Source organism: Mycobacterium sp. TY815, from assembly GCF_030755135.1.
Classification (GTDB): domain Bacteria; phylum Actinomycetota; class Actinomycetes; order Mycobacteriales; family Mycobacteriaceae; genus Mycobacterium.
Genome location: NZ_JAUFRX010000003.1, coordinates 755,733 through 782,245, shown reverse-complemented (window position 1 = coordinate 782,245; position 26,513 = coordinate 755,733). Strand labels below are relative to the sequence as shown.

The 26,513-nt window shown below is 65.9% G+C and carries 27 protein-coding genes; 18 read left to right on the top strand and 9 right to left on the bottom strand.

Annotation, left to right across the window (positions count from 1 at the left end; all coding sequences use genetic code 11):
- Positions 1 to 39: 39 nt before the first annotated feature.
- From QXK92_RS29340 to QXK92_RS29330, 3 genes are read left to right on the top strand one after another with little or no spacing between them, the layout of a single operon-like run.
- Positions 40 to 315, top strand: a complete 276-nt coding sequence (locus tag QXK92_RS29340; RefSeq protein WP_306247709.1) for a hypothetical protein — start codon at positions 40 to 42, stop codon at positions 313 to 315.
- Entirely contained in the window at positions 312 to 737 is a 426-nt protein-coding gene (locus QXK92_RS29335) for a hypothetical protein (RefSeq protein ID WP_306247707.1), read from the top strand. Before QXK92_RS29340 ends, QXK92_RS29335 begins: the two co-directional genes overlap by 4 nt.
- Positions 727 to 1,209, top strand: coding sequence for a hypothetical protein (locus QXK92_RS29330; protein WP_306247705.1), 483 nt, complete (start codon positions 727 to 729; stop codon positions 1,207 to 1,209). The genes QXK92_RS29335 and QXK92_RS29330 overlap by 11 nt, the downstream gene beginning before the upstream one ends.
- Positions 1,210 to 1,804: 595 nt before the next feature.
- Here the strand turns inward: QXK92_RS29330 and QXK92_RS29325 are convergent.
- Complete coding sequence (locus QXK92_RS29325; protein ID WP_306247703.1) at positions 1,805 to 2,899, bottom strand: tyrosine-type recombinase/integrase; 1,095 nt, start codon at positions 2,897 to 2,899, stop codon at positions 1,805 to 1,807.
- 242 nt (positions 2,900 to 3,141) lie between these two features.
- Between QXK92_RS29325 and QXK92_RS29320 the strand changes: the two genes are divergently transcribed.
- Entirely contained in the window at positions 3,142 to 3,960 is an 819-nt protein-coding gene (locus QXK92_RS29320) for a TIGR04255 family protein (RefSeq protein ID WP_306247700.1), read from the top strand.
- 7 nt (positions 3,961 to 3,967) lie between these two features.
- On the opposite strand, the gene QXK92_RS29315 is transcribed toward QXK92_RS29320, so the two are convergent.
- On the bottom strand, positions 3,968 to 4,873 hold the full coding sequence (locus QXK92_RS29315; RefSeq protein ID WP_306247698.1) for a class I SAM-dependent methyltransferase: 906 nt from the start codon (positions 4,871 to 4,873) through the stop codon (positions 3,968 to 3,970).
- A 90-nt stretch (positions 4,874 to 4,963) separates the two neighbouring features.
- Here QXK92_RS29315 and QXK92_RS29310 point away from each other — a divergent pair, with 90 nt between their 5' ends.
- The 3 genes from QXK92_RS29310 to QXK92_RS29300 are packed head-to-tail and all read left to right on the top strand — an operon-like array spanning position 4,964 to position 6,121.
- Positions 4,964 to 5,473: a nucleoside deaminase gene (locus tag QXK92_RS29310; RefSeq protein ID WP_306247696.1), complete on the top strand. Its 510-nt coding sequence runs from the start codon at positions 4,964 to 4,966 to the stop codon at positions 5,471 to 5,473.
- Positions 5,474 to 5,522: 49 nt separating this feature from the next.
- Positions 5,523 to 5,900, top strand: coding sequence for a metalloregulator ArsR/SmtB family transcription factor (locus QXK92_RS29305; protein WP_306247694.1), 378 nt, complete (start codon positions 5,523 to 5,525; stop codon positions 5,898 to 5,900).
- A gap of 23 nt (positions 5,901 to 5,923) precedes the next feature.
- A complete protein-coding gene (locus QXK92_RS29300; RefSeq protein ID WP_306247692.1) occupies positions 5,924 to 6,121 on the top strand; it encodes a zinc transporter Slc39a7 in 198 nt (65 codons plus the stop codon).
- A gap of 4 nt (positions 6,122 to 6,125) precedes the next feature.
- Here the strand turns inward: QXK92_RS29300 and QXK92_RS29295 are convergent, their stop codons facing one another.
- Positions 6,126 to 7,163 (bottom strand): oxygenase MpaB family protein, encoded by a 1,038-nt coding sequence (locus tag QXK92_RS29295; RefSeq protein WP_371934611.1) that lies wholly within the window; start codon positions 7,161 to 7,163, stop codon positions 6,126 to 6,128.
- Positions 7,164 to 7,231: 68 nt separating this feature from the next.
- On the opposite strand from QXK92_RS29295, the gene QXK92_RS29290 reads away from it, so the two are divergent.
- The 5 genes from QXK92_RS29290 (at position 7,232) to phoU (ending at position 13,254) form a co-directional block, all read left to right on the top strand.
- Complete coding sequence (locus QXK92_RS29290) at positions 7,232 to 7,864, top strand: TetR/AcrR family transcriptional regulator (protein ID WP_306247690.1); 633 nt, start codon at positions 7,232 to 7,234, stop codon at positions 7,862 to 7,864.
- Between the two features lie 146 nt (positions 7,865 to 8,010).
- Positions 8,011 to 9,033, top strand: a complete 1,023-nt coding sequence (locus QXK92_RS29285) for an acyl-ACP desaturase (protein ID WP_306247689.1) — start codon at positions 8,011 to 8,013, stop codon at positions 9,031 to 9,033.
- A 6-nt stretch (positions 9,034 to 9,039) separates the two neighbouring features.
- Positions 9,040 to 10,173 carry a tRNA dihydrouridine synthase DusB gene (dusB, locus tag QXK92_RS29280; protein WP_306247687.1) on the top strand — a complete coding sequence of 378 codons (1,134 nt, stop codon included), beginning with the start codon at positions 9,040 to 9,042 and terminating at the stop codon, positions 10,171 to 10,173.
- Between the two features lie 194 nt (positions 10,174 to 10,367).
- Positions 10,368 to 12,515 carry an LCP family protein gene (locus tag QXK92_RS29275; protein WP_306247685.1) on the top strand — a complete coding sequence of 716 codons (2,148 nt, stop codon included), beginning with the start codon at positions 10,368 to 10,370 and terminating at the stop codon, positions 12,513 to 12,515.
- A gap of 70 nt (positions 12,516 to 12,585) precedes the next feature.
- Entirely contained in the window at positions 12,586 to 13,254 is a 669-nt protein-coding gene (gene phoU / locus QXK92_RS29270) for a phosphate signaling complex protein PhoU (RefSeq protein ID WP_306247683.1), read from the top strand.
- A gap of 45 nt (positions 13,255 to 13,299) precedes the next feature.
- On the opposite strand, the gene pstB is transcribed toward phoU, so the two are convergent.
- The 6 genes from pstB to QXK92_RS29240 form a co-directional block, all read right to left on the bottom strand.
- Positions 13,300 to 14,076 (bottom strand): phosphate ABC transporter ATP-binding protein PstB, encoded by a 777-nt coding sequence (gene pstB, locus QXK92_RS29265; RefSeq protein ID WP_306247682.1) that lies wholly within the window; start codon positions 14,074 to 14,076, stop codon positions 13,300 to 13,302.
- A gap of 17 nt (positions 14,077 to 14,093) precedes the next feature.
- Positions 14,094 to 15,008, bottom strand: a complete 915-nt coding sequence (pstA, locus tag QXK92_RS29260; protein WP_306247680.1) for a phosphate ABC transporter permease PstA — start codon at positions 15,006 to 15,008, stop codon at positions 14,094 to 14,096.
- On the bottom strand, positions 15,005 to 16,042 hold the full coding sequence (gene pstC, locus QXK92_RS29255) for a phosphate ABC transporter permease subunit PstC (RefSeq protein ID WP_306247678.1): 1,038 nt from the start codon (positions 16,040 to 16,042) through the stop codon (positions 15,005 to 15,007). The genes pstA and pstC overlap by 4 nt, the downstream gene beginning before the upstream one ends.
- Positions 16,043 to 16,069: 27 nt before the next feature.
- Entirely contained in the window at positions 16,070 to 17,140 is a 1,071-nt protein-coding gene (pstS, locus tag QXK92_RS29250; protein ID WP_306248016.1) for a phosphate ABC transporter substrate-binding protein PstS, read from the bottom strand.
- Positions 17,141 to 17,247: 107 nt separating this feature from the next.
- On the bottom strand, positions 17,248 to 18,144 hold the full coding sequence (mshD, locus tag QXK92_RS29245) for a mycothiol synthase (RefSeq protein WP_306247676.1): 897 nt from the start codon (positions 18,142 to 18,144) through the stop codon (positions 17,248 to 17,250).
- Positions 18,141 to 18,908 (bottom strand): response regulator transcription factor, encoded by a 768-nt coding sequence (locus QXK92_RS29240; protein ID WP_306247674.1) that lies wholly within the window; start codon positions 18,906 to 18,908, stop codon positions 18,141 to 18,143. The genes mshD and QXK92_RS29240 overlap by 4 nt, the downstream gene beginning before the upstream one ends.
- 232 nt (positions 18,909 to 19,140) lie before the next feature.
- Here QXK92_RS29240 and lmeA point away from each other — a divergent pair, with 232 nt between their 5' ends.
- The 6 genes from lmeA to QXK92_RS29210 all read left to right on the top strand — a co-directional run bounded on the left by lmeA (position 19,141) and on the right by QXK92_RS29210 (position 26,335).
- Positions 19,141 to 19,950, top strand: coding sequence for a mannan chain length control protein LmeA (gene lmeA, locus QXK92_RS29235; RefSeq protein WP_371934352.1), 810 nt, complete (start codon positions 19,141 to 19,143; stop codon positions 19,948 to 19,950).
- 286 nt (positions 19,951 to 20,236) lie between these two features.
- Positions 20,237 to 21,070, top strand: a complete 834-nt coding sequence (locus QXK92_RS29230; RefSeq protein WP_306247670.1) for a sulfurtransferase — start codon at positions 20,237 to 20,239, stop codon at positions 21,068 to 21,070.
- A gap of 1 nt (position 21,071) precedes the next feature.
- Complete coding sequence (locus tag QXK92_RS29225; protein WP_205874850.1) at positions 21,072 to 21,374, top strand: DUF1416 domain-containing protein; 303 nt, start codon at positions 21,072 to 21,074, stop codon at positions 21,372 to 21,374.
- A 200-nt stretch (positions 21,375 to 21,574) separates the two neighbouring features.
- Positions 21,575 to 22,219 carry an FABP family protein gene (locus QXK92_RS29220; RefSeq protein WP_306247668.1) on the top strand — a complete coding sequence of 215 codons (645 nt, stop codon included), beginning with the start codon at positions 21,575 to 21,577 and terminating at the stop codon, positions 22,217 to 22,219.
- A gap of 104 nt (positions 22,220 to 22,323) precedes the next feature.
- Positions 22,324 to 24,693, top strand: coding sequence for a RyR domain-containing protein (locus QXK92_RS29215; RefSeq protein WP_306247666.1), 2,370 nt, complete (start codon positions 22,324 to 22,326; stop codon positions 24,691 to 24,693).
- A 121-nt stretch (positions 24,694 to 24,814) separates the two neighbouring features.
- On the top strand, positions 24,815 to 26,335 hold the full coding sequence (locus QXK92_RS29210; RefSeq protein WP_306247664.1) for a sensor domain-containing protein: 1,521 nt from the start codon (positions 24,815 to 24,817) through the stop codon (positions 26,333 to 26,335).
- Positions 26,336 to 26,513 lie beyond the last annotated feature (178 nt).

Here is a 26,513-nt window from a genome sequence, read left to right as displayed (position 1 = left end):
CTGCGGGTATCCCCGTTAACTCGGAAAGGTTGACCTGCAATGTCCAACACCGGCGACATCTTCACCGCTGACTTCTGGCGTGCGACTGCGGCGCGCGCCGCCCACTACTCGGCCACCTTCGCCCTGGCCGCCTGGGGGCTCGGCGCAGTCGGCTCGTCCGTGGACACCCCCGCCCACCTGAGCGTCCCCTCCATGGGGGTGGCCATCGGCGCCGGCGGAGGCTTCCTCTACGGGCTGCTGCTTTCCGTGGCCGGCGCACAACTGCCTACGGCTGCGAGCAAGCTATCCACCCTGATGTCGCGCCGCGACGCGTGACTTACCGCTTCGTCTCCGACCGGGCGTTGCGGGTCGGTCAGATCGCGCTGCTCGGTGAGGCCGTGGTCCGCGGCGTCAACTATGTGACCGCCCCGGCCGGCCAGTTCGCGGCAATGAACCAAGTCGAGGACAGCGCACCGTTGTGGGCGTGGGGCGCGGTGTACATCAGCCTCGGTGTCCTCGGCTGGCTCGGCGAAGCCCTCATGTCGGGCACCGAAACCCTACCCGGCCCCAACCCGCGGGCGTGGCCGTCGTTTCTCGCGCACACCGCGCTGATGTGCATCTACCTGGCCCTGGCGCTCGGCTCATTCGTGGCAGTGATGCAGCAACACCCCCAGTACGGGTGGCTGAACACCTACGACCTTTTGGGCGGGGCTGTGGGCAACTGGATCTTCGCGCGACGGCGGCGCCATGATGCATGAGGACTGGTGGCGGCACCTACCGCAACAGTGGGTCGGCATCGCCGCCCTGCTGATGTTTGCGTCAACCCTGGTTGTGAACCTGGCCGAGAAGTACGCTGCTGTCGCAAAGCTGCTGCCTTTGGGTACGTGGTGGCATGAGCGGCAGAAACGGCGCCAGTCTGAGCGGTCCGGCGTCTACGACGACAGCGAAGCTCTGCGCGCGTTGAAGGACCGCATCGAGTCGATCGCCCAGACGTGCCGCAAGCAGTCCGCGGACATTCGGGCGCTGCAGACTAAGGTGGCATCGTTGTCCGCGTGGTCGGTGTACGACGCTCGCTGGCATCACCGCGTCGAGGTCATCAACGCCGCCCGCGACGCCTGCACTCTGCCCAAGCATTACGACTACTTCGAGTTCGAGGCGATCTGGCAGCGTAACCCGCAGGCTGCGGAGAATCTATCGGTGTTCGATCCGGAAGATCAGCCGTCATCGTGAGACCAGGGATGCCACAGGAAGAGCTGGTGGTTGTCGTGGCCGCGTTCCTGGCGATGCTTGGTGTGGCCGCGTTCAGCGGCCAGCTGGCCTGATTCACTCTCGCCAAAGCAAACCCCCCCAATATCCCCGCCCCCGGGTGGCCCCCCCACGGCCGCGCCGGGGGGCTTTTGGGAATTCAGCGCACAATGTTTCAGTCCAGATGCCCGGGCTCTCCCGGCGGAATAGTCTCCCACGTAACCCGGTAGTTGTCTTCGATGTACCGCTCGGGCTCTACGTCATTCTGCATCCAGGGTGGACAGCCGCCCTGGTAGTAGCGGCCCCCGCAGCTGCTTAGCTGCCCCCCTATGTAGTGAGATAGCCGGGCGCGCATCCATGACCCGTCTGCCTCAATCGGCTGGTCGCAGATGGTCCGAATGTATGGGTTGAGCCCGAAGATCGGAACCCGCTCACAGTACGACGGCAGCGACTCAGGGCCAGCATGAGCCGGTGTCGAGCAGGACAGGACGGCAATAGCGCTTAGCGCAGCTGCGATGAGATGCCCCCTCATACGCCATGACCATACCCTTGGCGCTTGTTGGATCAAACGCCCCCGCTGTCAGCTGACGGGAATCGGGTCTGTGGGCGTGTTGTCGGGGTCGATGACCGCTTTCAGCGCGCGCTGCTGGAACAGTTGAATCGCATCGATGCAGTTCGGGGCGGCAATGCCAGCAACAGACCTCAGCGAGGACACCTGCCGTGGAGAACTTTCAGGACGGGGGCGTGCCATCTCACCAGCAATCACCCAGGTTGGGATCTCCCCCCTCTTTTGCCGTCGGTCGCGGAAGGGGTCGAGCCGGCTGACTGCCTCATGCCTACGGACATCTGGAACCTTCGTGTAAATCTGCGTCGTCGCAACCGATGCGTGCCTCAGTAATTCTTGGACTGTTCGCAAATCCGCACCATCGTCAAGTAGGGTGGTTCCATTCCAATGCCGCAGAGAATGGGGCGTTCCGCGAGCTTCGGCGCGACGCATGACGTCACCGATAATGTCGGAAACGCTTTTGCTATGTATATGATCATTGGGGCGGCGCGAGTTTGCGGGAAACCACCAACCGCGTCGTGGCATTGTCAGGGCTGCGTCGACAAGTAGCGAGTGCAGCGGGAGCCAGTTCCGCGTCTGCCCCTTGCCGAGAACGTATATCTTCGGCGCTGACAGGTCAATATCCTCCCCGCGGACGCGCGCAATTTCCGATACGCGCAACCCTGCCAGGGCAGCCAGGAGGATCATCACACGCGTGCGGTGGCGCATGTTTGTGCACAGTAGGCGCACGAGATCATCGTCGCTCACGGGCCGCGCCAACCGCTGCGGATATTGCGGAGAATGTAGCTTTACCATCGGATTGTCTTTCCGATGATCCATGACCGTGAGCCACTTAAACCACGCCCGAAGATACGAGTGGTATGTCGCTGCGGTGGATGCCGACCATTCAGTGTGTCGGCTCAGCCATCGAATCACGTCTATCGCCTGGGCGTGTGACGGCCGGACATCACCGAGTTCGCCTGCGAACTCGGTGATGACTCTGATGCGCTCGCTGACGGTAACCCCCGACAGTCGCGCGGCGGTCTGCCAAATCATCCAGTCCTCAATCAACGGGTCAGCAAAGTTGTTTGCCAAGTCACCGATCCCTCCCGATGGGGACGTTTGCTCCATCAAACCCGTCCTTTACCCAGAATTAACGCAGACGAACCAGCTACCAAGGCAAGATTTTTCCGAATGTCACGCGGCATGATTCTGACTTTTAATCCGCAGGTCGTAGGTTCGAGTCCTACTGGGGGCACCAGACCGGTCTCAAACAGGCCATGACCTGGCATACCGTGCGCGCACAGCCTTCCGGCCGAGACGAATTCAGACGCTAAGGGTGATTGCCGTCACGCGTGGTTAAGCTCGCGGCTATGCTTCCGGACGTGAATCCCGCTGAGGTACAACCCAACGCCCCCGTAGCCCTGGTGACGCTGGAGATCCGTCACCCGGCAACAGACTCTCTGACCGAGACGGCGAGCCGCGAACTCAAGCATCTGCTGCTCAACGATCTGCCGATCGAACGCCAGGCCCAGGATGTCCAGTGGGGCATGACTGCCCCCGGCCAGCCGCCGCAGCCGGTCGCCGATCGCTTCGTGCGCTACTCCAACCGGGAGAACACCACGGCCGCCTCGCTGAAAAACCAGGCGATCGTCGTCGAGACCAGCGCATACAGCAACTTCGACAGCTTCCTCGAGATCGCGATGCGGGTGGTTGACGCGCGGTCGGCGGTCTCCTCGATCGTCGGTATCGAACGCATCGGCCTGCGCTACGTCCTCGAGGTCCGGGTCCCGGCCGGCGTCGACGGCCGGATCGAGTGGACCAACTGGATCGACGAGAGCCTGCTCGGCCCCCAGCGTCTGGCGCCGGGCGGACTGACCCTGACCGAATGGCAGGGCGCCGCCGTCTACCGCGAGGCGCAGCCGGGCAAGTCGCTCATCGTGCGTTACGGGCCGGGTGTCGGTCAGGCGCTCGACCCGAGCTACCACCTGCGCCGCGTCACGCCGGCCCAGACCGGCCAGTTCTTCCTGATGGACATCGACAGCTTCTGGACGCCGCCCACCGGCGCCATCCCCGAGTACAACCGGGAGGCGCTCGTCTCGACCTATCGGGATCTCTACGCTCCGGCGCAGACGGTGTTCCAGGACATGCTCACCACCCGGCTGAAGGACGAACTGCTCCGCAGCCAGTAGCGGCCCGCTACGGCTTGCGCACCGCGCTGGAGAACGTCACGTCCGCGAACGCTTCGGCGAGTTCGTCGTTCGGATAGACGAACCCGTTCGCCTCGTGCAGTTCCTTGGTGGTGTGCGAAGAGGTCTGCCAGCCGGCGCCGGTCAGGTGGTCCAGGATGTGGCTGCGCTCGGCGTGATAGACGAGGTCGTTGAAGTCGATCTCGAAGCCGAGTTCGGCCATCCGGTCATGGTGTGCGCGCCAGCGCTCATCCTGGAAGATCCTGGTGTCCGGCACGAACTCGAAGGCCAGCCGGCTGCCCGGCGCGCTCAGAGCGGTGATGTTGTCGAACAACGCATCCTGGGCGTCGTCGGGCAGGTACACCAACAGGCCCTCAGCGCTCCACGCGGACGGGGCATCGGCATCGAAACCGGCCTCCCGCAGCGCCGTCGCCCAGTCGTCACGCAGGTCGATGGCGACGGTCCGGCGCTCGGCGGTCGGCTCGGCGCCCAGGTCGCTCAGCGTCAGCGTCTTGAACTCGATCACCTCGGGCATGTCGACCTCGTACACGACGGTGCCGGCTGGCCACGGCAGGCGGTAGGCACGCGCATCGAGGCCCGACGCGAGAATGACCACCTGCTTGATCCCGCTGCGGGTGGCCCCCAGGAAGAACTCGTCGTAGAACCGGGTCCGGCAGGCCATGCCCCGCGCCATCCGCTGCGGATCGAACTCGGAGTCGTCCTCCACCGGAATCTGGCCATTCACCAGGCGGGTGTAGACGTCGATTCCCACCGCACGCACCAGCGGCGCGGCGAAGGGGTCGTCGATCAGCGCGTATTGCGGGTCGGAAGCCAGCGCCCGCTGGGCGGCGACCATGGTTGCCGTCGCACCGACACTCGTCGCAAGGTCCCAGCGATCCCGATCGGTACGCACCATTGCACTCCTAAGTCAGCCTCAAGTCAGAAATATAGATAACCTAGTTACTATCACAGAACCGCCAATGATTCTGCGGGCTACTCTGCGGGTGTGACCGACTTCGCACAGCGAACCATCGACCTCGCCCGCCGAAATGTCGCCGAAGGCGGTCGACCGTTCGCAACGGTCATCGTCAGAGACGGCGAGGTTCTCGCCGAAAGCGCTAACCAGGTGGCGCAGACCAACGATCCGACCGCCCACGCCGAGATCCTCGCGATCCGCGCCGCATGCACCAAGCTGGGCACCGAACACCTCATCGGTACGACCATTTATGTGCTGGCCCATCCGTGCCCGATGTGCCTGGGATCGCTCTACTACTGCTCCCCCGACGAGGTCGTGTTCCTGACGTCACGGGAGGCCTACGAGCCCTATTACGTCGACGACCGCAAGTATTTCGAGCTCGCCACCTTCTACGACGAGTTCGCCAAGGACTGGCGGGACCGTCGGCTGCCGATCCGGGAGGAGTCCCGCCCGGACGTCCAAGAGGCCGCCGTGGACGTCTACCGGACGTGGCAGCAGCGCAACGGCGGGCAGCGACAGGCGACCACCGTTCAGCGCTGACCGGCTCCGGGCTTGACGCCCCGGCGTCATCCAGATCTATTATCTACGTATGCACGCAGATAATAGATCTGGCCGGTTGCCGGACGACCAGGTTGGTCTGGTGGTCGAGGTCTTCCGCATGCTCGCCGATGCCACCCGCGTGCAGGTGTTGTGGTCGCTGGCCAAGCATGAGATGTCAGTCAACGAGCTCGCCGAACACGTGGGCAAACCGGCACCGTCGGTCTCCCAGCACCTGGCGAAGTTGCGCATGGCGCGCCTGGTGCGCACCCGCCGCGACGGCACCACGATCTTCTACAGCCTGGAGAACGACCACGTGCGCCAGCTCGTCATCGATGCCGTCTACAACGCCGAGCACGCCGGCCCCGGAGTGCCAGGGCACCACCGCGACGACGACATCAAGGCGCTCAAAAGAGAAGCAGCCCAATAGCTTTCACAGTAAGGAGAAAGAAAATGTCAGAACACAGCCACGATGAGGCCCACGCGCACGAGCACCAGCACGGCGACGTGCACCACAGCCACGCGCACACCACGCATGATCACGAGCACGTGGCACACGAGCACAGCCACTCACACAGCGACGGCACCGAACACACTCACGAGCACGTGCACCAGTCAGGCCTCGAAGAGGTGCACAGCCACACCCACTGAGCCCTCATACCACCGGGCAGTAGTGCTTCGGATCGCCGCGCTCGTCCAGCGGAGGCAGGTTGCGGGCCGGCGTCTGCGGCAGCGGCGCGTCGGCCGGAATGCGCCCCGACGCACGGTCGAGACCGGCTCGCGCCCGCGGGTGCTTGCGGTATCTGGGCGGCACGAACGCGAAGACCGCCCGCACCACGCCACCAAAGCGGCGGTGCAGCCATTCGTCACGGCGCGACCACCGGTAACCCAATCGTTCGCGGACAGCTGGGTGATACAGACCGACGGTCAGCCAGAGGAAGAACGGCGCGGACAGCTTCGTCAGGCCCGCCCACAACCAATCCGGAAGCCATGGCGCGATCGGCGGCTTGCCGTACTTCGTCAAGTCCAGGACGACCCGCGTCGCAAAGTTGTCCTCCAACACGTTGCGGCACATGTGGTCCCAGTAGTCCTGGAACTCCTCCCAGGATTTCGGCACCGGCCGCATGCTCATGCCGTACATCCGGTACCACTGGACGTGCTCGTCGAACAGTTGGCGCTTCTCCGCTTCGGTCAGGCCGCCACAGAACCATTCAGCCACGTGGAGCGTGCCGACGAAGAACGTCGAGTGGGCCCAGTAGAAGACGTCGGGGTTCAGCGCGTGGTAGCGCCGCCCCTGATCGTCGACACCCTTGATGTCGACGTGGTAGTCGCGCACCTCGGCACCCGTGATCGGAGCGCGGTCACCGTCGAAGACGACGCCGCCGATGGGATACAGCGACCGCATCACCCGCGGCAAGGGCTCCCGCAAGAACGTCGAGTGGTCCTTGACGGCGGCGCCCAACTGGGGATGCATGTTCTGCATGGACCCGGCGAACGGACCCTGCAGCATGCCGCGCCAATCGCCGAAGTATTTCCAGGTCAGGGAATCCGGTCCCAGCGGCACCGGCGGCGCCTCGTAGCCGGAGCCGGAGACCGGGCACCCCATGGCTACGCCGGGATCCACCTCCGGAGTGGCGGAATCCGCTCCGTCAGCGCTGGTCACCGGGTAGGCCGCAGAAGTATCTTGAGTCACTGGCGTCTTTCTTCAGGTGTCAGGAAAATCTGACTACGCGCGTTGTCAGAATCGATTCTAGGAGCGAAGTGCAGGCAGGTCAACGACGGGGCCGTTGGTCGGGCGTACCCCTGGAAGACCGCAACGCGTTGCGCCGCGACACCTTGGTCGCCGCCGGCGTCCAACTGCTGGGCAGCGAAGGCGGACCCGCACTCACGGTGCGCGCGGTCTGCCGCCAGGCGAACCTGACCGAGCGGTACTTCTACGAAAGCTTCGACGACCGCGACCACTTCGTTCGCGCGGTCTACGACGATGTCTGTACCCGGGCGATGGCGACGCTGACGTCGGCCAAAACTCCCCGGGAGGCCGTCGAGCAGTTCGTGGCGCTGATGGTTGACGACCCGGTACGCGGGCGCGTGCTCTTGCTGGCGCCGGCCGTGGAGCCGGTGCTGACGCGCTCCGGGGCGGAGTGGATGCCCAATTTCATCGAGCTGCTGCAACGCAAGCTGTCCCGAATCGCCGACGCGGTGACCCAGAAACTGGTCGCGACAAGCTTGGTCGGCGCACTGACCGCGTTATTCACGGCGTACCTGAACGGCCAGCTGGGCTCCACCCGCCAGCAGTTCATCGACTACTGCGTCGAGATGTTGCTGGGCACCGCCGCGATCTACGTCGGACACGGCACGTCCGAGATCACCGTCGCGTCGGCGCAGCACGATTAGCCGCGCGCGGCCTCGGGCATTCCTGCAGAGGTAGCCCATCAATCTTGACCGCACCGTGATGCGCCACACCGTAGGCAAACTTGAATGCTACTGACGGACACAGATATATTGACTGCAACCAACAGACACAGATAACTGGAGTTGCCATGTCAGGCGAGCTGACCAATCTGCAGCTGCTACAGGAACTCGAGCCAGTCGTCGAGAAGTACCTGAACCGGCACGAGAGCATGCACAAGGACTGGAACCCGCACGACTACATCCCGTGGTCGGACGGGAAGAACTTCTACGCGCTCGGTGGACAGGACTGGGAGCCCGGACAATCCAAACTGTCCGACATCGCCCAGGTGGCGATGGTGCAGAACCTGATGACCGAAGACAATCTGCCCTCGTACCACCGCGAGATCACGATGAACTTCGGCCTGGACGGCCCGTGGGGCCAGTGGGTCAACCGGTGGACCGCCGAGGAGAACCGGCACGGGATCGCGCTGCGCGACTACCTGGTGGTGACCCGCGCCGTCGACCCCTATGAGCTGGAGAAGCTGCGCATGGAGGTGGTGAACCGCGGCTTCAGCCCGGGCCAGAACCACCAGGTGCGCGACGACCTGTTCGCCGAGAGCCTGTTCGACTCGGTGATCTACGTCACCTTCCAGGAGCTGGCCACCCGCATCTCACACCGCAACACCGGCAAGGCCTGCGAGGAGCCGATCGCCGACCAGATGCTGGCCAAGATCTCGGCCGACGAGAACCTGCACATGATCTTCTACCGGGATGTCAGCGAAGCCGGGTTCGAGGTCGCACCCAACCAGGCGATGAAGTCGCTGCACAAGATCCTGCGCAACTTCCAGATGCCCGGTTTCCAGGTGCCCGAGTTCCGCCGCAAGGCGGTGCTCATCGCGGTGGGCGGGGTCTACGACCCGCGCATCCACCTCGACGACGTCGTGCTGCCGGTGCTGAAGAAATGGCGCATCTTCGAGCGCGAGGACTTCACCGGCGAAGCCGCCGCACTGCGCGACGACCTCGGCGTGCTGGTCAAGGAACTTGAGGCGTCCTGCGACAAATTCGAGCAGTCCAAGCAGCGCCAGCTCGACCGCGAAGCTCGCACCGGTAAGCGGACCACCGCGTTCGAACTGCACCAGACCGCGGGCAAGCTGACGATGAGCGGGCGGTAGCGCCCTTTGCGCATCGGCACCATCGAGCTGGCCAGCCCTGTCGTGCTGGCGCCCATGGCCGGGGTGACGAACGTCGCGTTCCGGACGCTGTGCCGTGAGCTGGAGCAGTCCAAGGCAGGGACGGTCAGCGGACTGTACGTCTGCGAAATGGTGACCGCGCGGGCTCTCGTCGAGCGCCATCCGGTCACCATGCACATGACGACGTTCGCCCCGGATGAATCGCCGCGGTCGCTGCAGCTCTACACGGTTGACCCGGACACCACCTTCGCCGCGGCCAAGATGATCGCCGACGAGGGGCTGGCCGACCACATCGACATGAACTTCGGCTGTCCGGTCCCGAAGGTGACTAAACGCGGCGGTGGCGCGGCGCTGCCCTACAAGCGGCGGCTGTTCGGCCAGATCGTCGCCGCCGCGGTACGCGGCACTGCCGGAACCGACATCCCGGTGACCGTCAAGTTCCGCATCGGCATCGACGACGAGCACCACACCCACCTGGATGCGGGACGCATCGCGGAATCCGAGGGCGCGGCAGCCGTCGCCCTGCACGCCCGCACGGCCGCGCAGCGATACTCCGGCACCGCCGACTGGGATCAGATAGCTCTGCTCAAGCAGCAGGTGCGCACCATTCCGGTGCTCGGCAATGGCGATATCTACGACGCCAGCGACGCGCTGGCGATGATGGCCAGCACCGGGTGCGACGGCGTGGTCATCGGCCGCGGTTGCCTGGGCCGGCCCTGGCTTTTCGCCGAGTTGTCGGCCGCCTTCACCGGCCGGCCGGCCCCGACGCCGCCGACCCTCGGCGAGGTCGCCGACATCATCCGACGGCACGGCGCGCTACTGGCCGACCATTTCGGCGAAGACAAAGGCATGCGTGACATTCGCAAGCACGTCGCCTGGTACCTGCACGGCTTCCCGGCCGGATCCGACCTGCGACGAGCATTAGCGCTGGTCAAGACGCTAAATGAACTCGACGAACTGCTCGCCCGGCTCGACGGCGACGTCCCCTTCCCGGAGGCCGGCAACGGCCCGCGCGGACGCCAGGGCTCTCCCGCCCGGGTGTCGCTGCCCGACGGCTGGCTCACCGATCCTGACGATTGCCGGGTACCGGAGGGCGCTGACGTCATGCACTCCGGCGGCTGATCCGCAAGGGAGGGTGGCTGAACCGAGACACTCTCGAAATCGCGTCTCAGCCGAGAAATCAGTACGATGTGAGCCTTAATGCAATTCCGCGGCGCCCGATACGGCGGTGCTGCGATTACGTGTGCGCGTAGTGCCCGAACAACCACCCCATCGGTGGGGACGTCCGCATAGTGACTTTCGGAGGCCGGTAGGACATGAGTGACGGCGAGAAAGACGCCACTCCTGGCCATCGGCGCGCGCCAAACGCCGGTGATCCTGACTTCCTTACCGCAATCGAGCAGCCTTTGCCAGGCGCCGCGCCGTGGGAGCGCTTCTCCGCCTCGCCATCCGACGACGAACTGAGCAAGTGGTCGGCCGGCACCCCCGCCAAAGCTGAGGCCTGCGCCGACGAGCCTGAAAGTGAACAGACCGGCAGCCACAACGACGGCATCTTGAGCGTCGCGGACCTGATCGCCAAACTCGGCGCGACCCTCCCGGACCGTCCGACGCACCATCATGTGGCCGAGGAACCTGAGGCCGAAGAACCAGAGGCCGACCACGAGCCTCAGATCGACGAGGAACCGGAGTTCGCCGGCCGCGACGACCTGCTGGACACCCAGGTCATCCCGACCCCGGCCTACTCGCTGCAGCTGCTGTCCGAAATCCCCGACCTCGGGGCGACCAACTACCCGGAGGACGGAGGGGCCGAGAAGGCACCGCGCCGTAGGCGCCGCCGCACTTCCTCCCCGGCCGGTGACTCGACCGACGCGCCCCCGAAGCCGAGGTCCCGCCGACGGCCGATCCTGATCGCGGGCCGTTCCATGGTGGCGGTTTTCGCACTGCTGGCCCTGGTTCTCACGGGCGGCGCCTGGCATTGGAGTTCGTCAAAGAACAATCAGCTGAACACCGTCAGCGCGCTGGATCCGGGGTCATCCGACATCGTCGACCCGAATGCGCAGTACGGCGACGAGAACTTCCTCATCGTCGGGATGGACTCGCGGCTGGGAGCCAACGCCAATGTCGGAGCCGGCGACACCGAGGACGCCGGGGGTGCCCGGTCGGACACGGTGATGCTGGTCAACATTCCGGCCAACCGCAAACGGGTCGTCGCGGTGTCGTTCCCCCGCGACTTGGCCATCACGCCCATCCAGTGCGAGGCCTGGAATCCCGAGGACGGCAAGTACGGACCCATCTATGACCCGAAGACCGGCAAGACGGGCCCCCGGATGGTCTACACCGAGACGAAGCTGAACTCGGCGTTCTCCTTCGGCGGCCCCAAATGCCTGGTGAAGGTCATCCAAAAGTTGTCCGGTTTGAGCGTCAACCGGTTCATCGCCATCGATTTCGTCGGCTTTGGGCGCATGGTCGAGGCGCTTGGCGGAGTCGAGGTGTGCACCACCACGCCGCTGAAGGACTACGAACTGGGCACGGTCCTCGCCCATGCCGGACGCCAGGTCATCGACGGCCCCACCGCGCTGAACTACGTGCGCGCCCGGCAGGTCACCACTGAGAGCAACGGTGACTACGGCCGCATCAAGCGTCAGCAGCTGTTCCTGTCCTCGCTGCTGCGGACGATGATCTCCGAGGACACGTTGATGAACCTCAACAAGCTCAACAACGTCGTCAACATGTTCATCGGCAACAGCTACGTCGACAACGTCAAGACCAAAGACCTGGTGGAACTCGGCCGCTCGCTGCAGCACATGGCGGCCGGGCACGTCACGTTCGTGACCGTGCCCACCGGCATCACCGACCAGGACGGCAACGAGCCGCCGCGGACCGCGGACATGAAGGCGCTGTTCACTGCCATCATCAACGACGACCCGTTGCCCAAGGAGAACGACCAGAACGCCCAAAGTCTGGGCAGCTCGCAGACGTCCGGAACCGGCCCCAGCGCCACCAAGAAGCCGGCGCAGCCGGAAGCAGCCCCGGCCCCTGACATGCACCGCGAGCAGGTGACGACGACCTCGCCGCAGGAGGTCACCGTCCAGGTGTCCAACGGCACCGGCACCGAGGGTCTGGCCGCCGCCGCCGCGAGCCAACTCAAGCGCAACGGGTTCAACGTGATGACGCCGGACGACTACCCCAGTTCGCTGAAGACGACCACGGTGTTCTTCTCCCCCGGCAACGAGCAGGCCGCCGCCACAGTGGCCGCGGCATTCGGCAATTCAAAGGTCGAGCGGGTCACCGGAATCGGGTCGGTGGTCCAGGTGGTACTCGGCCCGGACTTCAGCGCCGTGAGCACCCCGCCGCCCAGCGGCTCCTCGGTGAGCATGCAGATCAGCCGGAACACCAGCAGCCCGCCGACCCGGCTGCCGGAGGACCTGACGGTCACCAACGCGGCAGACACCACCTGCGAGTAGCGCACCGGCGTTCGGGAACAGTACGTGCCGCTGCACGCCATTAGCCCTGTGCAGAACGTAGGCTTTACACATGAGAACCGCCTACCATGAGCAGCTCGCTGAGTTATCCGAGCGACTCGGCGAGATGTGCGGGCTGGCCGGGATTGCGATGGAGCGGGCTACTCAAGCCTTGTTGCAGGCCGATCTGGTGCTGGCCGAGCAGGTCATCACCGACCACGAGAGAATTTCAGCGCTCAGCACACAGGCGGAGGAGAGTGCCTTCGTCCTGCTCGCTCTGCAGGCGCCAGTGGCCGGCGACCTGAGGTCGATCGTCAGTGCGATTCAGATCGTCGCCGACATCGATCGGATGGGCGCGCTGGCACTGCACGTCGCCAAGATCGCCCGCCGGCGGCACCCTCAGCACGCGCTGCCCGAGGAAGTCAACGGTTATTTCGCCGAAATGGGAAGCATCGCAGTCGAATTGGGCAACAGCGCGCGAGAGGTACTGCAGACTCGCGACCCTGAGAAGGCGGCGCGAATCCGCGAAGAAGACGACGCGATGGACGACCTGCACCGGCACCTGTTCAGCGTGCTGATGGACCGCGAATGGAAGTACGGGGTGGCGGCCGCGGTGGACGTGACGCTGCTGGGGCGGTTCTACGAACGCTTCGCCGACCATGCCGTCGAGGTGGCGCGACGGGTCATCTTCCAAGCCACCGGCAAATTCGTCGAGGGTGAAGCGACCCACAGCTCGCACTGACGACGGGCCAGCTGATTGCCGGGCCCAGCCTGGCGTGCGGACCCCTTAACCGAATCGGCCGGAGATGTAGTCCTCAGTGGATTTCTGGCTGGGGTTGGAGAAGATCTTCTCGGTGTCGTCGATCTCGATCAGGCGCCCGGGCTTGCCGACGGCCTCCAAGTTGAAGAACGCCGTCTGATCGCTCACCCGCGCCGCCTGCTGCATGTTGTGCGTGACGATGACGATGGTGTACTCCTGCTTCAATTCGCTGATCAGCTCTTCGATCGCCATCGTCGAAATGGGATCCAGCGCCGAGCAGGGCTCGTCCATCAACAGCACGTCGGGCTGCACCGCGATGGCACGGGCGATACACAATCGCTGCTGCTGACCACCGGACAGGCCGCCGCCGGGCTTGTCCAACCGGTCCTTGACTTCGTCCCACAGGTTAGCGCCGCGCAGCGAGTGCTCGGTGGTCTCGTCGAGCACCTTGCGGTTGCGGATCCCCTGCAGCTTCAGCCCGGCCACCACGTTGTCGCGAATCGACATGGCGGGGAACGGGTTCGGCCGCTGGAACACCATGCCGATGGCTCTGCGCACGCCGACCGGGTCAATGCGACTGCCGTAGATGTCCTCGTCGTCGAGCAGCACGCTGCCCTCGACCCGGGCCCCCGGAAGCACCTCGTGCATCCGGTTCAGGGTGCGCAGCACCGTGGTCTTGCCGCAGCCAGACGGGCCGATGAAGGCGGTCACGCTGCGCGGCAGCACCGACAGCGACACATCGGCGACCGCATGGAACGACCCGTAGTAGATGTTGACCTCTTTGAGGTCCAACCGTTTGGCCAACTGAATACAGCTCCTGGTTACGTCTTCTTTGGTGTGAAGATCTTCGCGACCACCCTGGCCCCGATATTGATGATGGCAATCAGCAAGATCAGGGTAAGCGCGGCGCCCCACATCCGCTCCGTCGGAACGGGGTTGGCACCGGCTCCGGCGGTCGTCTGGTCATACATCATGCCGGGCAACGACCCCATGAACCCAGTGAACATGTCGAAGTTCATAGCCCGCGAATAGCCCACCAGGATGAGCAGCGGCGACGTTTCGCCCAGCACCCGGGCCAGCGCCAGCAGGATCCCGGTCAGGATCCCGGACATTCCGGTCGGCAGCACCACCCTGGCGATGGTCTTCCACTTCGGTATCCCGAGCGCGTAGCTGGCCTCCCGGAGGTCCATCGGCACGATCCGCAGCATCTCCTCGGTCGCCCGCGCGATCACCGGCAGCATCATCAGGACCAGCGCCAGCGACACTGCGAACTGGGAACGGGGCAGACCCATCGCCGCAACCCATACCGCGTAGACGAACAACGCGGCAACGATCGAGGGCACTCCCGCCAAAATATCCACCGTGAATGTGACCAACCGGGCCAGCCGGCCGTGACCGCCGTATTCCACCAGGTAGATGCCGACCAGCACCCCGATCGGGATGGAGATCGCCGCGCACGCCAATCCCAGCAGCAAGGTGCCGATGATGGCGTGGTACGCACCGCCGCCGGAAGCCAGCGCCGTCGTTCCCGCCTGCGAGTGCGTCCACCACGCACTCGAGGTCAGCGCCTGGTATCCGTTGATCACCACCGAACACAGCAACCAGAGCAGCGGCGCCAGCGCGATCAGCATCGCCAGCGTCACCAGGATCGTGGCGACGGTGTTGGCGGCGCGACGGCGACGGCCGCGACCGGCGAGCGTCCGCCACTTCAGTGGGCGGTCCAGCATCGAGGTCATGGCCGCGCCCTTGCGGCTCGGGTGCCGGCCACCGACGCCCGCGCCAGGGCGTTGACCACGAACGTGAACAGGAACAGCACCAGCCCCGCGGCCAGGTAGGCGCCCGCCTTGTAGGGATTGTCGAACTCGGGCGCGGCGGCGGCGATCTTGGTAGCGAAGGTGGATCCGCCGTCGAACAGCGACCACGAGAACGCAGTCTGCGTGCCGCGCAGGATGATCAGCAGCGCGACCGTCTCGCCCAGCGCCTGCCCCAGCCCCAGGATCGATCCGCTGATGAACCCGGAGCGCCCGAACGGCAATATCGTCGTCGTGACCACTTCCCAGCGGGTCGCGCCCAAGGCGAGCGCGGCTTCGATCTCGTCCTGCGGGGTCTGGACGAACACTTCCCGGGTGACCGCGGTGATGATCGGCAGGATCATCACCGCCAGAACGATTCCGGCGGTGAAGATGGTGCCGCCACCAGCCACCGACGCATTCCCGCTGGCGAACAGGAACACATGCCCGAGGTGGACGTTGAGCCAGACAGCCAGGGGCCGCAACTGCGGCGCCAGGACATAGAGCCCCCAGACGCCGTAGATGATCGAGGGCACCGCTGCCAGCAGGTCGACGGTGTACGACAGCGGCGCGGCGAGCCTGCGCGGCGCGTACTGGGTGATGTAGATCGCCACGCCCAGTGCCACCGGCATCGCCAGGGCCAGGGCGAACAGCGACACGAAAACCGTCACCTGCAGCTGCTTGAGGATCCCGAAGTGCATCGCTGAGGGATCTGTGGTGACCCAGTTGCCCCCGTAGGTGAAGAAGTTCTCCCGATTCCGCGCCAGCGCCGGCAGGGCGTGCCACAGCAGGAACCCCCCGACGCCGGCGATGACGGCCACGATCGACAGGGCTGCGGCCACGGCGAGCCGGCGGAAGATCCGGTCGGCGAGCGGTGGCCTGCCGTAGCCCCACGGGCTGATCGGAATGATCGGCGGTTCCGGGAACGGCGCGGCGACGACTTCGCCCGAACCCGCATCGGCTGGGTTTGGCGTCGTCACTGGTGATCCCGTCGCTTCTCCGTGCGATTACTGCAGCGCGTCGATCGCGGTGATCAGGCGCTCCTTGACCTTATCGGGCAGCGGGACATACCCGGCGGAGGTGAGCGCGGTCTGCCCCTTGTCGACGGCTGTGGTGAGGAAGGCCTTCACCGCGGCGGCGGTCTGCGGGTCGTAGCCGGCCGAGCAGACGATCTCGTAGGTCGCCAGCACCAGCGGATACGACGTCGGCTCCTGGGTTGCGTACATCGAGCCCAGCTCCAGCACCAGATCGTTACTGCTGGCCGCGAAGGTGACGGCATTGACGGCGTTGCGCGCGGTTTCGTCGGTCAGCTCGACGACACCGTGGCCGGTATCGATCCGAGCAAACGGCACCCGGGCGCGATCGGCGAAACCCTTCTCGACGTACCCGATTGCCCCGGGCGTGGTGCGCACCGCCTCGACCACGCCGGCCGACCGCGGCGCACCCTCCCCCACGCCACCCTGGAACTCGGTGCCCACGCCACGGCTCCAGCTCTGCGGCGCCGCGGTGGTCAGGTACTTCTGGAAGTTGTCGGTGGTCCCGGAGGAGTCCTTGCGGTAGATCGGCGTGATCCTGGTCCTGGGAAGCGCCACCCCGGGATTGAGCGCCAGCAGCATCGGGTCGTCCCACATGCGGATGCCGCCGCTGAAGATCTTGGCCAACGCGTCGGCGTCGACTGCCAGCTTCGGAATGCCCGGCAGGTTGTACACCAACGCGATCGGCCCGAACACCAGTGGCAGGTCCCATGCCGAACGTCCGTTGCACCGCTGGGCAGCGGGTCCGATCTGAGCGGCGACCAGGGGCGAATCCGATCCGGCGAAGTCGACGTGACCGGCGATGAACTGCTCGCGTCCGGCGCCCGACCCAGTGGGGCTGTACGCCACTGACTTTCCCGGGCACAACTGGCCCCACACTTGATTGAACAGAGCGATCGCGATCTGCTGCGCGGTTGAACCCTCGGCGATCAGGGAGTTCTTGCCGCCGCACGAGCCACCGCCGGAGACCTCGGGGCTTTGCGTGGAGGCGCCGCGGTTGTCGTCACTCCCGCATGCCGTCACGCCCGACGTGCAGAGCAACATCGCCACCGCTGCCGCACCCAGTGCCGACCCGATTTTCATCCACTGGAACATTGCCAACTAACCCGGAAACTATGCTCCGCGCCCGAAGAAAAGGCGGACCTGCGGTGTCAGCCGGGGGCGTACGCGGTATCGACGCTGTACACGGCGAACCCGGTCTTCTCATAGGTCCGCACCGCGGCCGCGTTGTCGGACTCGACGTAGAGCATCGCGCTGGCGCCGGGCAATTCGGCCAGCCGCTGCGCCAGGAAAGCCAACCCGATCGACGTCAACAGCTGTCCGAGTCCGCCGCCCTGGGCCGCCGGGTCGACCCCCAGCACGTACACCTCGCCCAGACCGGCGGGGTCGGGATGCACTTTGGTCCAGTGGAAGCCCAACAGCTTGTCGTCGCGGTCGAATGCCAGGAACAGACCGTCCGGATCGAACCAGGGCTCGCCGCGTCGTTCCTCGATCTCGCGTTCGGTCCAACCTCCCTGCTCCGGGTGGTAGGAGAACGCAGCGTTGTTGACCCGCAGCAGTTCAGCGTCGTCGGACGGACCGGCGTAGGTGCGGATTTGCAGCTGCCGATTCGATGGCACGGGTTCGGCAACGTCGCGTAGCGGCCGCCGCATCTGCAGCAGTTCGCGCACCACGACCAAACCCAGCGCCGACGCGGTCGCGCGGGCGGGTTCCAGCGTGCCGTGCGCCCAGAACCGGGTCTGCCCGCCCGTCTTGGCCAGCGCCTCACGGATGAGTGCGCTGCCGATGCCGGCGCGACGGGCTTGCGGCCGCACCACCAACTCCGACATTCCCGCCTCGTCGCGCGGCGGGGTGAGGTTGAGATAGCCCGTGCAGCCGCCTTCTGAATCGACAGCCACCAGATGCTCGGTGCGGTCGTGCGAAAGTTCCCGCAGCACCTGCTCACCAACCGGGGCGACACCATCGAATTGTGTTGCTGCCGTGATGATTTCGCGGATCTCCTGCTGCTCCTCACCGGTGAGGGCAGTGCGCCACTGCGGCGATGTCACTGACTGCGCGCCGGGTCGGCCAGTGGATCGATTTCGGTGTCGGATTCGTCGTCCTCAGATTCGCGGTCGGGCTCGGCGGCCGGGGCGCGTCCGCGCGCGGGCCGGACCGCCTTGTAGCCGACGTTGCGCACCGTGCCGATGAGCGCCTCATGCTCGGGCCCGAGTTTGGCGCGCAGCCGGCGGACGTGCACATCGACGGTCCGGGTGCCGCCGAAGAAGTCGTAGCCCCACACCTCGTGCAGCAGCTGGGCACGGGTGAACACCCGGCCCGCGTGCTGGGCCAAGTACTTGAGCAACTCGAATTCCTTGTAGGTGAGATCGAGCGGACGCCCGCGCAGTCGCGCGGTGTAGGTGCCCTCGTCGATCACCAGCTCACCCAGGCTTACCTTGCCGACGCTCTCCTGGTCGGCCAGACCGCCCCGGCGGCCCACCACGAGCCGCAGGCGCGCATCGATCTCGGCCGGCCCGGTGCTGGGCAGCAGGATCTCGTCCAGGCCCCAGTCGGCGCTGACGGCCACCAATCCGCCCTCGCTCACCACGGCCAGCACCGGCGCGGACCGCCCGGCCGTGCTCAGCAGCCGGCACAGGCCGCGTGCCGCCGACAGGTCATTGCGCGCATCGACGAGCACGGCGTCGGCGTTACCCGCCTCCAGCAACGAGGACGCCTCCGGCGGCGCCGTCCGCACGGTATGGGGCAGCAGGGACAACGAGGGTAGGACCGGGTCGGGATACAGCTCCGAGGTCAGCAGTAATAGCTCCAACACGCCCCTCCAGCGTCGTGGGCAAGGCCTCCCAGATTCATCGCGACATATGACGTTAGCGGCAAGATCATCTAACGATAACTTGCCACGTGGTATTCGGCCTGGCGACGAGCCCTTATGAGATGCAACCGAGGGAAGTCGGACCGTTAGCCGATGCCCGCTCGACCAGCGCGCGGAGGCCAGTTGCCGCGAGACGACTGTGAGCAACCCAACACGGCGATGTCAGAATGTCCGCGTGCGTAAAGTCCTGGCCGCTGCCACCGCCGCGGCGATCGCCGTCGGCGTCATCGCACTCGGCGCGGTCGGCGTCGACTACGGCGCCAGCATCTACGCCGAATACCGGCTCTCGACGACGGTGCGCAGAGCCGCCGACCTGGGCTCCGACCCGTTCGTGGCCATCATCGCCTTCCCGTTCATCCCGCAGGCGATGCGCCACAACTACACACAGCTGGAGATCAAGGCGGGAGCCGTCGATCACGCAGCCGTCGGCAAAGCCACCCTCGAGGCCACCATGCATTCGGTCGACCTGACCGACGCGTCCTGGCTGATCAGGCCCGAGGCCAAGCTCCCGGTCGGCAAGCTGGAGAGCCGGATCATCATCGACTCGGTGCATCTGGGCCGCTATATGGGCATCACCGACCTGATGGTGGAGGCCCCACCCCAGGAATCCAACGACGCCACGGGCGGGACCACCGAGTCCGGGATATCGGGTAGCCACGGCCTCGTGTTCAGCGGCACCCCGCCGAAGTCGGCCGACTTCGAGCACCGGGTCAGCATCTCGGTTGATCTGTCGATCGCTCCCGATGACCCGGCAACGCTGGTGATCACTCCCACCGGCGTGCTCACCGGGCCCGACACCGAAGACCGCGCCGTTCCCGACGACAAACGCGACGCGGTACTCCGGGCGTTCGCCACCAGACTGCCCAATCAGAGGCTTCCGTTCGGGGTGGCGCCGAACACCGTCGGAGCCCGCGGTTCCGACGTCATCATCGAAGGCATTACCAGGGGAGTCACGGTCTCGCTGGAAGGCTTCAAGCGGTCGTGACGCGGGCGACCGCCGCCCCTTCCGCCGCTGTTGGCTTGATCACTGTTTCATTGGGTAAGCTAACCGGCGTGTCAGCCCGCATCGAGCTTGTGCTCACCAAGCGCCGCACGGTTTCGCTGTGCCGCGTCGCGTGCTGTTGCTGTTGCTGTAGCTGCTGAGTAGCCGCGCCTTTCTGCGCAGGCTCGGAGCGGCCAGGTCCCTCACCGTGGCATGTCTTCCTTGCGCAACAGGCGTACCCAGGCGATCTCACCACGCTGCCCGTTAGTAGAAATCGAAAGGATCCCCCATGGCACGCTCCGACGTCCTGGTCTCCGCCGACTGGGCTGAGAGCAATCTGGATGCCGAAAATGTCGTCTTCGTCGAGGTGGACGAAGACACCAGCGCTTACGACGGCGGCCACATCGCCGGCGCGATCAAGCTGGACTGGCGAGACGACCTGCAGGACCCGGTCAAGCGCGACTTCGTCGACGCAGAGCAGTTCTCCAAGCTGCTGTCCGACCGCGGCATCTCCAACGACGACACCGTGATCCTGTACGGCGGCAACAACAACTGGTTCGCGGCTTACGCCTACTGGTACTTCAAGCTGTACGGCCACGACAAGGTGAAGCTGCTCGACGGCGGCCGCAAGAAGTGGGAACTCGACGGCCGCCCGATGTCCAGCGACGCGGTGAACCGGCCCGCCACCTCCTACACCGCGGCCGCACCGGACAACTCGATCCGCGCATTCCGTGACGAGGTCATCGCGGCCATCGGCACCAAGAACCTGGTCGACGTGCGCTCCCCTGACGAGTACTCCGGCAAGATCCTGGCGCCCGCGCACCTGCCGCAGGAACAGAGCCAGCGACCCGGCCACGTCCCCACCGCCATCAATGTTCCGTGGAGCAAGGCCGCCAACGAGGACGGCACCTTCAAGTCCGACAAGGAGCTGGCCAAGCTGTACGCCGACGCCGGGCTGGACGGAACCAAGGAAACGATTGCCTACTGCCGGATCGGGGAACGTTCGTCGCACACCTGGTTCGTCCTGCAGGAATTGCTCGGCCACAAGAACGTGAAGAACTACGACGGCAGTTGGACGGAATACGGCTCCCTGGTGGGTGCCCCGATCGAGTTGGGAAACTGAGATGTGCACTGCACCGAAGCAAGGACTGACGTTGCCGGCCAGCGTTGACCTGGAGAAGGAAACCGTGATCACCGGCCGTGTCGTGGACGGTGACGGCCAGGCCGTCGGCGGGGCTTTCGTCCGTCTGCTGGACTCGTCCGACGAGTTCACCGCGGAGGTCGTGGCGTCGGCGACCGGTGACTTCCGGTTCTTCGCCGCACCCGGCTCGTGGACACTGCGGGCCTTGTCCCGGGTGGGCAACGGCGACGCGGTAGTGGCGCCCTCCGGTGCCGGCATTCACGAGGTGGACATCAAGGTCGCCTGACGGGCTCGCTGCGCACTGGGCGGGTGACGAAGTCCAACTCGAATTCAGGCGTCGCCATCCACAGGGCAGGCTCAACGGCGAAGGTGATCGCTTAGACTCGAGCACGTGGTGCTGTTCTTCGAGATCATGCTGGTCCTCGCGACTGTGATCATCTCCTGGTTCGCGCTGTATGCGCTGTATCGGTTGATCACCGACGAGTCGTGACGTCCACCGAGGGGGAGGACGCCGCGGACGAACTGTCGCAGGCGGCGGAGCGGGCGAAACTGACCGCTACCCGGAATATCCCCGCGTACGACGACCTGCCGGTGCCTGCCGACACCGCGAACCTGCGGGAAGGCGCCAACCTCAACGACGCCTTGCTGGCGCTGCTGCCGCTGGTGGGCGTGTGGCGCGGCGAGGGCGAGGGTCGTGCTCACGACGGCGACTACCGGTTCGGCCAGCAGATCGTGGTCTCCCACGACGGCGGTGACTACCTGAACTGGGAAGCCCGGTCCTGGCGCCTCGACGACGCCGGTGAGTACCACCAGCCGGCGTTGCGTGAGACGGGCTTCTGGCGATTCGTCGCCGATCCGGACGACCCGAGCGAATCCCAGGCCATCGAGCTGCTGCTGGCGCACTCGGCCGGCTACGTCGAGCTGTTCTACGGCCGCCCGCGCAACCAGTCGTCGTGGGAACTCGTCACCGACGCGTTGGCCAGGAGCCGGTCCGGCGTGCTGGTCGGCGGCGCCAAACGGCTCTACGGCATCGTCGAGGGCGGCGATCTCGCCTACGTCGAAGAACGGGTGGACGCCGACGGCGGCCTGGTCCCGCATCTGTCGGCTCGACTGTCCCGTTTCGTCGGCTGACACCCGGCTCGCACAGTAGCCGCGGCCGCGAACTTCTTGTTGCCTTCCCGCGCACTTGCGCGTGTACTGTTCGCGTCCTAGCAGGCCGCCGGAAGCGAGGTTCGATGGGCCAGAAGAGAATCGCCCCGCCCCCGGTGCGCTGGAGCATGTCCATCCTCGCCGTCCTGTTGATCGGGTACCTGGCGGCGGTGGCCTTTCAGCCCGCGATTCTCGACCTGCTGCCGTCCGGGCTGGCCTGGTTCGGCCGACCGGGATCGATGTCGACGACCGCGATCGTGGTCGCCGTCCTGGTCACGGTGTGTGTAATGACCTTCCGGTCCAACACCAGCCACCGCCTGGTGGGGGTTTCGTTCACCGTGATTGCGGTGCTGATCACCATGAGCGCGATTCTCGGACTGAGCTCGTACTGGAACTGTCACGACGAGAACCATCCGGCGGTCTTCACCCCGCTGATGCTGACCGCCCAGCTGATCAAAGGCAGCAGCGGCGACTACTCGCTGGGCGGACACATCTGCCCCAGCCCGACACCGGTCGGTCTCGAATTGGCCCGAATGGCAGCGGTTTCGGCGATCTTCACCGGCCTGGGCGGTGTGGTGGTCGGAGTTTTCCGGTCTCAGGTCGACCGGCTGCGGGCCAACTTCGCCGATTCCGTCACCGCGATCGTGGGGGTCGACGACGACACCGAGTCGATGATCAGCGGCGTCGCCCGCACGCTGGACCGGCGCGGCACCCTGGTCGTGATCACCAGCGCCAACGACGACCGGGTGCAGCGGGTCCGCCGGATGGGCGCCCGTGTGGTGCTCGTCGACTTCAACACACCGGCCACGCTGGTGTCACTGCGGTTGTGGCGCCACCTCAGCCGGCTCTATCTGATGGCGCCCGACCCGGCCATCAACCTGCTGTGGCTGGACCTGATCAGCCGCCGGCTCGCGGAAGTCGCCCACAAGAGGCGGCTGCCGCTGATCGTGCGCATCGACGACCCCTGGCTGGCCGAAGCCTGGCGTGCCCAGCAGTTCGGCGGATCCGACACCCGATGGGCGGCCGATGTGGTCGGCAAGTACGAGGTCACGGCAAGCCGGTTGTTGGACGGGATCATCGCGACCGGCCGCACCAAGCGTGTGTTCGTCTGCGGCACTTCACAATTGACGTTGGCGCTATGTGCGGACCTGACCCGTCGCGCGCTGGAACGTGACTTCTACACGCCCCCGGGTGCGGTGCCGCTGCCGTCGCTGACGCTGGTGGAACGCGACGCCGAGGAGTACCTGAAGGATCACGAGTTCTACCGTCAGCAAGCAGGATTCGCCTCCGACGGACCGTCGATCGACGCGGTGTCCGAGGGCCCGACGATCCCCACCATCCTGCGCCTGATCGGCGACACCGACCCCACGACCAGCGCCGTGATCCTGGTCGACACCCATACCGCGACCACCGGCACCAGGCTGGCCGCGCGCTTCCCGGAGATGCCGGTCTACACCTCGGATCTGAACACCAGCATCGCCGACGACTCCATCCAGGTGGTCGGCATGCTGCAGTCCTACTCCCTGGTGCTGGACAGCCGTGAAGGTCAGGTCCAGGATGCCTGGGAACGGGCCGCCCGGTTGATCCACGAACGGTACGTCGCCACCATCGATCCCAGTTGGCCGCGTGGCCCCGCCTCGGTGCCGTGGATCGAGCTCGACGAGTTCTACCGTGGCTCCAACAGGCGACAGGTACGCAACGCGTTGTGGATGGTCGAACAGGTCGCCGGGCACACCTGGAACACCTGGGGCAGCCCGCCGGCCCAACTGTCCGGGCGCGACATGGCCGACGCGCCGCCGCTGGAGCAACTCGCGCTGATGGGTTTCGACCGGTACTCGGCGCTGGCCATGGCGCAGGCCGAGCACGAGGACTGGTGCCGGTACTACCGCCGCAACGGCTGGAAGTACGGCACGCCCCGCGACGACTCCCGCAAGATCCACGACAAGCTGGTGGACTGGTCCACCGTCGAAAACAACCCGGACCTGCTCAGCGCCGCGGTACGCAGCCTGGCGGCCACACTGTGGAGCCTGCGCCAACTCGGCTACCGGTCCCGCCCACTGTGGCGGACCTTCACACGGGTCGGGACGGTGTCCGCCGAGCAACGCACCGCACCCTGGACGTGGACGTCGGATTCCGGGCACACCATGCACGCCGACGCCGGCGACTGGGAGGTGCGCTCGGACGGCAAGACCTGGTCGGTGCGCGACGACATCTTCCACGCGACCTACGAACCCGCCGGCGACGGGCTCTGGCGCCGGAAAGGGCGAGTCCAGGCCCGTCCGGCACAACCGGGCGAGTCGATCAACACGCTGGAGGGCCCCACGAATGCGGCCGACGGCGACTGGGTGGTGCGAGGATCCGAAGGCGAGCAGTGGCCGGTGCCGGGCCATGAATTCACGCAGCGCTACGCCGAGTTCCACCCCCCGGACGAGGCGCATGTCCCCGCCGCCGACTGATCGCCGCGGCACGCCGCAGCTGGTTTGCCAGAGCCGATTGCTGCGGCCAGTACCATGCGCTACCGTCGCATGACGGTTTCGCCGTATCAGCTTCCCCCTGCCCTCAATTGAGGAGACTTCCGTGGCCATATTCATCAGCTATTCGAGCCAGGACAGGACGTCGCTGGACGCGCTGACGACCGCGTTGAAGCGCGCTCAGCAGAAGGTGTGGTTCGACCAGGAACTCGGTGGTGGGGACGCCTGGTGGAACGCGATCCTGGAGCAGATCCGCTCCTGTGATGTGTTCATCGTCGCGCTGTCCAACAACTGGCTGCAGTCCAAGCCCAGCCAGGCCGAGCTGCGCTACGCCCAGGCTCTCAATCGCCCGATCCTGCCCGTCCAGGTGGGCCCCGTAGACAGCGTCCGGGTCAATCCCGTCTCGACGCTGCAGATCATCGACTACCAGAACCCCACGGTGGACGCCGGCATCCAGCTGGTCACCGCGATCCACGCCATGATCCAGAAGGCCGCCCCGCTTCCGTCGCCGCTGCCCGAAGAGCCGCCGGTGCCGTTCGGCTACATCATGCGGCTGGGCAACACCCTGTCGGAGAAAGAGCTGACTCCTCAGACGCAGTTGCAGCTGCTGGTGGAGCTGCGATCGGGGCTCGACGAGGACGGCGACGACCCCAGCGCGCGCAGCGACATCGCACAGCTGCTGCGGATGCTGCGCATGCGCCACGACGTCACCTACCGCACCCGGACCGAAATCGACAATGTGCTGGCCGAGATCGAGGCCAAGGACGGTGGCCCAGGAGAAGCGCCGCCAGCCAAGGAAACGGCGGCAAAGGCCCCGGAGGCGGCCGCCGCTGTCGCTCCTGCGGCCGCACCCCAGCCCCGCCCCGCCGCCGGTCAGGCGGTCTCTGCGGCCGGCACCGACAGCGGGCAGTCGAGCAAGAAGCTGCTCATCATCGGCGGCGCGGCGCTGGCCGCTGTGGTGGCGATCGTGTTGATCGTGGTGTTCGCCACCGGCGGCGGAAACAGCCGCAAGCCGGCGGCGTCGAAGCCGAGTGGGGAATCCAACGGCGTGCCCAACGGGGTTGCCGCTCCGGCCGAAACCGAGTCCGTCCTGCTTGGCGCCGCCGACATCGGGAACGTGCTGGGCGACCCCAACATGAAGGAAAGCGCCCGCAGCGACCAGCTGCGGGCGCCGCAGGGCACGTTGTCCGATCCGGAATGTCTGTCGGCGTTCGAACCGTTCCAGGAGTCGGTGTACCGGCCGCACGACCCGACCGCGATCCACAGCCAGGTCGTTCAGTCCTCCGGTGACGCCCACCGGGTGGTCGAGGCGGTCGCGAAGTTCCCCTCGGCGGAGAAGGCTCGCGCATTCGTCGAGTCGTCCGCCGGGAAGTGGCGGGCGTGCGCCAACAAGACCGTCACGTTCACCGGCCCGAGCAAGAGCACCGAGTGGAGCTTCGGCGAAGTCAATGGCGCCGCGCCGAAGATCACGATGACGCGTGCGGAGACCGACAACAACAGCCGCACCTGCCAGCATGCCCTCAGCGCGGCGGGCGACCTGGTCATCGAGGTTCAGGCGTGCGGAAACGACATCACCGACGGCGGCGCCAAACTCGCCGATCAGATCGCGGCGAGGGCGAACAAGTAGAAAGCCCGGAAAGCGGGCGCAAAATGGCGGCGAAAATGGAGCGGCCCCCGAGCGACGCTCCGGTTGGACAGACCGGACGCTCGAGGGCCGGGTGGCTGCGGGAAATTCGCCAGCGCGCGTAAATCGCTGACTCTTCCGAGCCAATGCAGCTAGCGCGCAGCCACCTCACATGTCCATG

Bases quoted from the DNA above. Each gene is read 5' to 3' on its own strand.
- QXK92_RS29340 (WP_306247709.1), top strand. From the start codon at position 40: ATGTCCAACACCGGCGACATCTTCACCGCTGACTTCTGGCGTGCGACT.
- QXK92_RS29330 (WP_306247705.1), top strand. From the start codon at position 727: ATGATGCATGAGGACTGGTGGCGGCACCTACCGCAACAGTGGGTCGGC.
- QXK92_RS29325 (WP_306247703.1), bottom strand. From the start codon at position 2,899: ATGGAGCAAACGTCCCCATCGGGAGGGATCGGTGACTTGGCAAACAAC.
- QXK92_RS29320 (WP_306247700.1), top strand. From the start codon at position 3,142: ATGCTTCCGGACGTGAATCCCGCTGAGGTACAACCCAACGCCCCCGTA.
- QXK92_RS29315 (WP_306247698.1), bottom strand. From the start codon at position 4,873: ATGGTGCGTACCGATCGGGATCGCTGGGACCTTGCGACGAGTGTCGGT.
- QXK92_RS29305 (WP_306247694.1), top strand. From the start codon at position 5,523: ATGCACGCAGATAATAGATCTGGCCGGTTGCCGGACGACCAGGTTGGT.
- QXK92_RS29300 (WP_306247692.1), top strand. From the start codon at position 5,924: ATGTCAGAACACAGCCACGATGAGGCCCACGCGCACGAGCACCAGCAC.
- QXK92_RS29285 (WP_306247689.1), top strand. From the start codon at position 8,011: ATGTCAGGCGAGCTGACCAATCTGCAGCTGCTACAGGAACTCGAGCCA.
- QXK92_RS29275 (WP_306247685.1), top strand. From the start codon at position 10,368: ATGAGTGACGGCGAGAAAGACGCCACTCCTGGCCATCGGCGCGCGCCA.
- phoU (WP_306247683.1), top strand. From the start codon at position 12,586: ATGAGAACCGCCTACCATGAGCAGCTCGCTGAGTTATCCGAGCGACTC.
- pstA (WP_306247680.1), bottom strand. From the start codon at position 15,008: ATGACCTCGATGCTGGACCGCCCACTGAAGTGGCGGACGCTCGCCGGT.
- pstS (WP_306248016.1), bottom strand. From the start codon at position 17,140: ATGTTGCTCTGCACGTCGGGCGTGACGGCATGCGGGAGTGACGACAAC.
- QXK92_RS29230 (WP_306247670.1), top strand. From the start codon at position 20,237: ATGGCACGCTCCGACGTCCTGGTCTCCGCCGACTGGGCTGAGAGCAAT.
- QXK92_RS29225 (WP_205874850.1), top strand. From the start codon at position 21,072: ATGTGCACTGCACCGAAGCAAGGACTGACGTTGCCGGCCAGCGTTGAC.
- QXK92_RS29215 (WP_306247666.1), top strand. From the start codon at position 22,324: ATGGGCCAGAAGAGAATCGCCCCGCCCCCGGTGCGCTGGAGCATGTCC.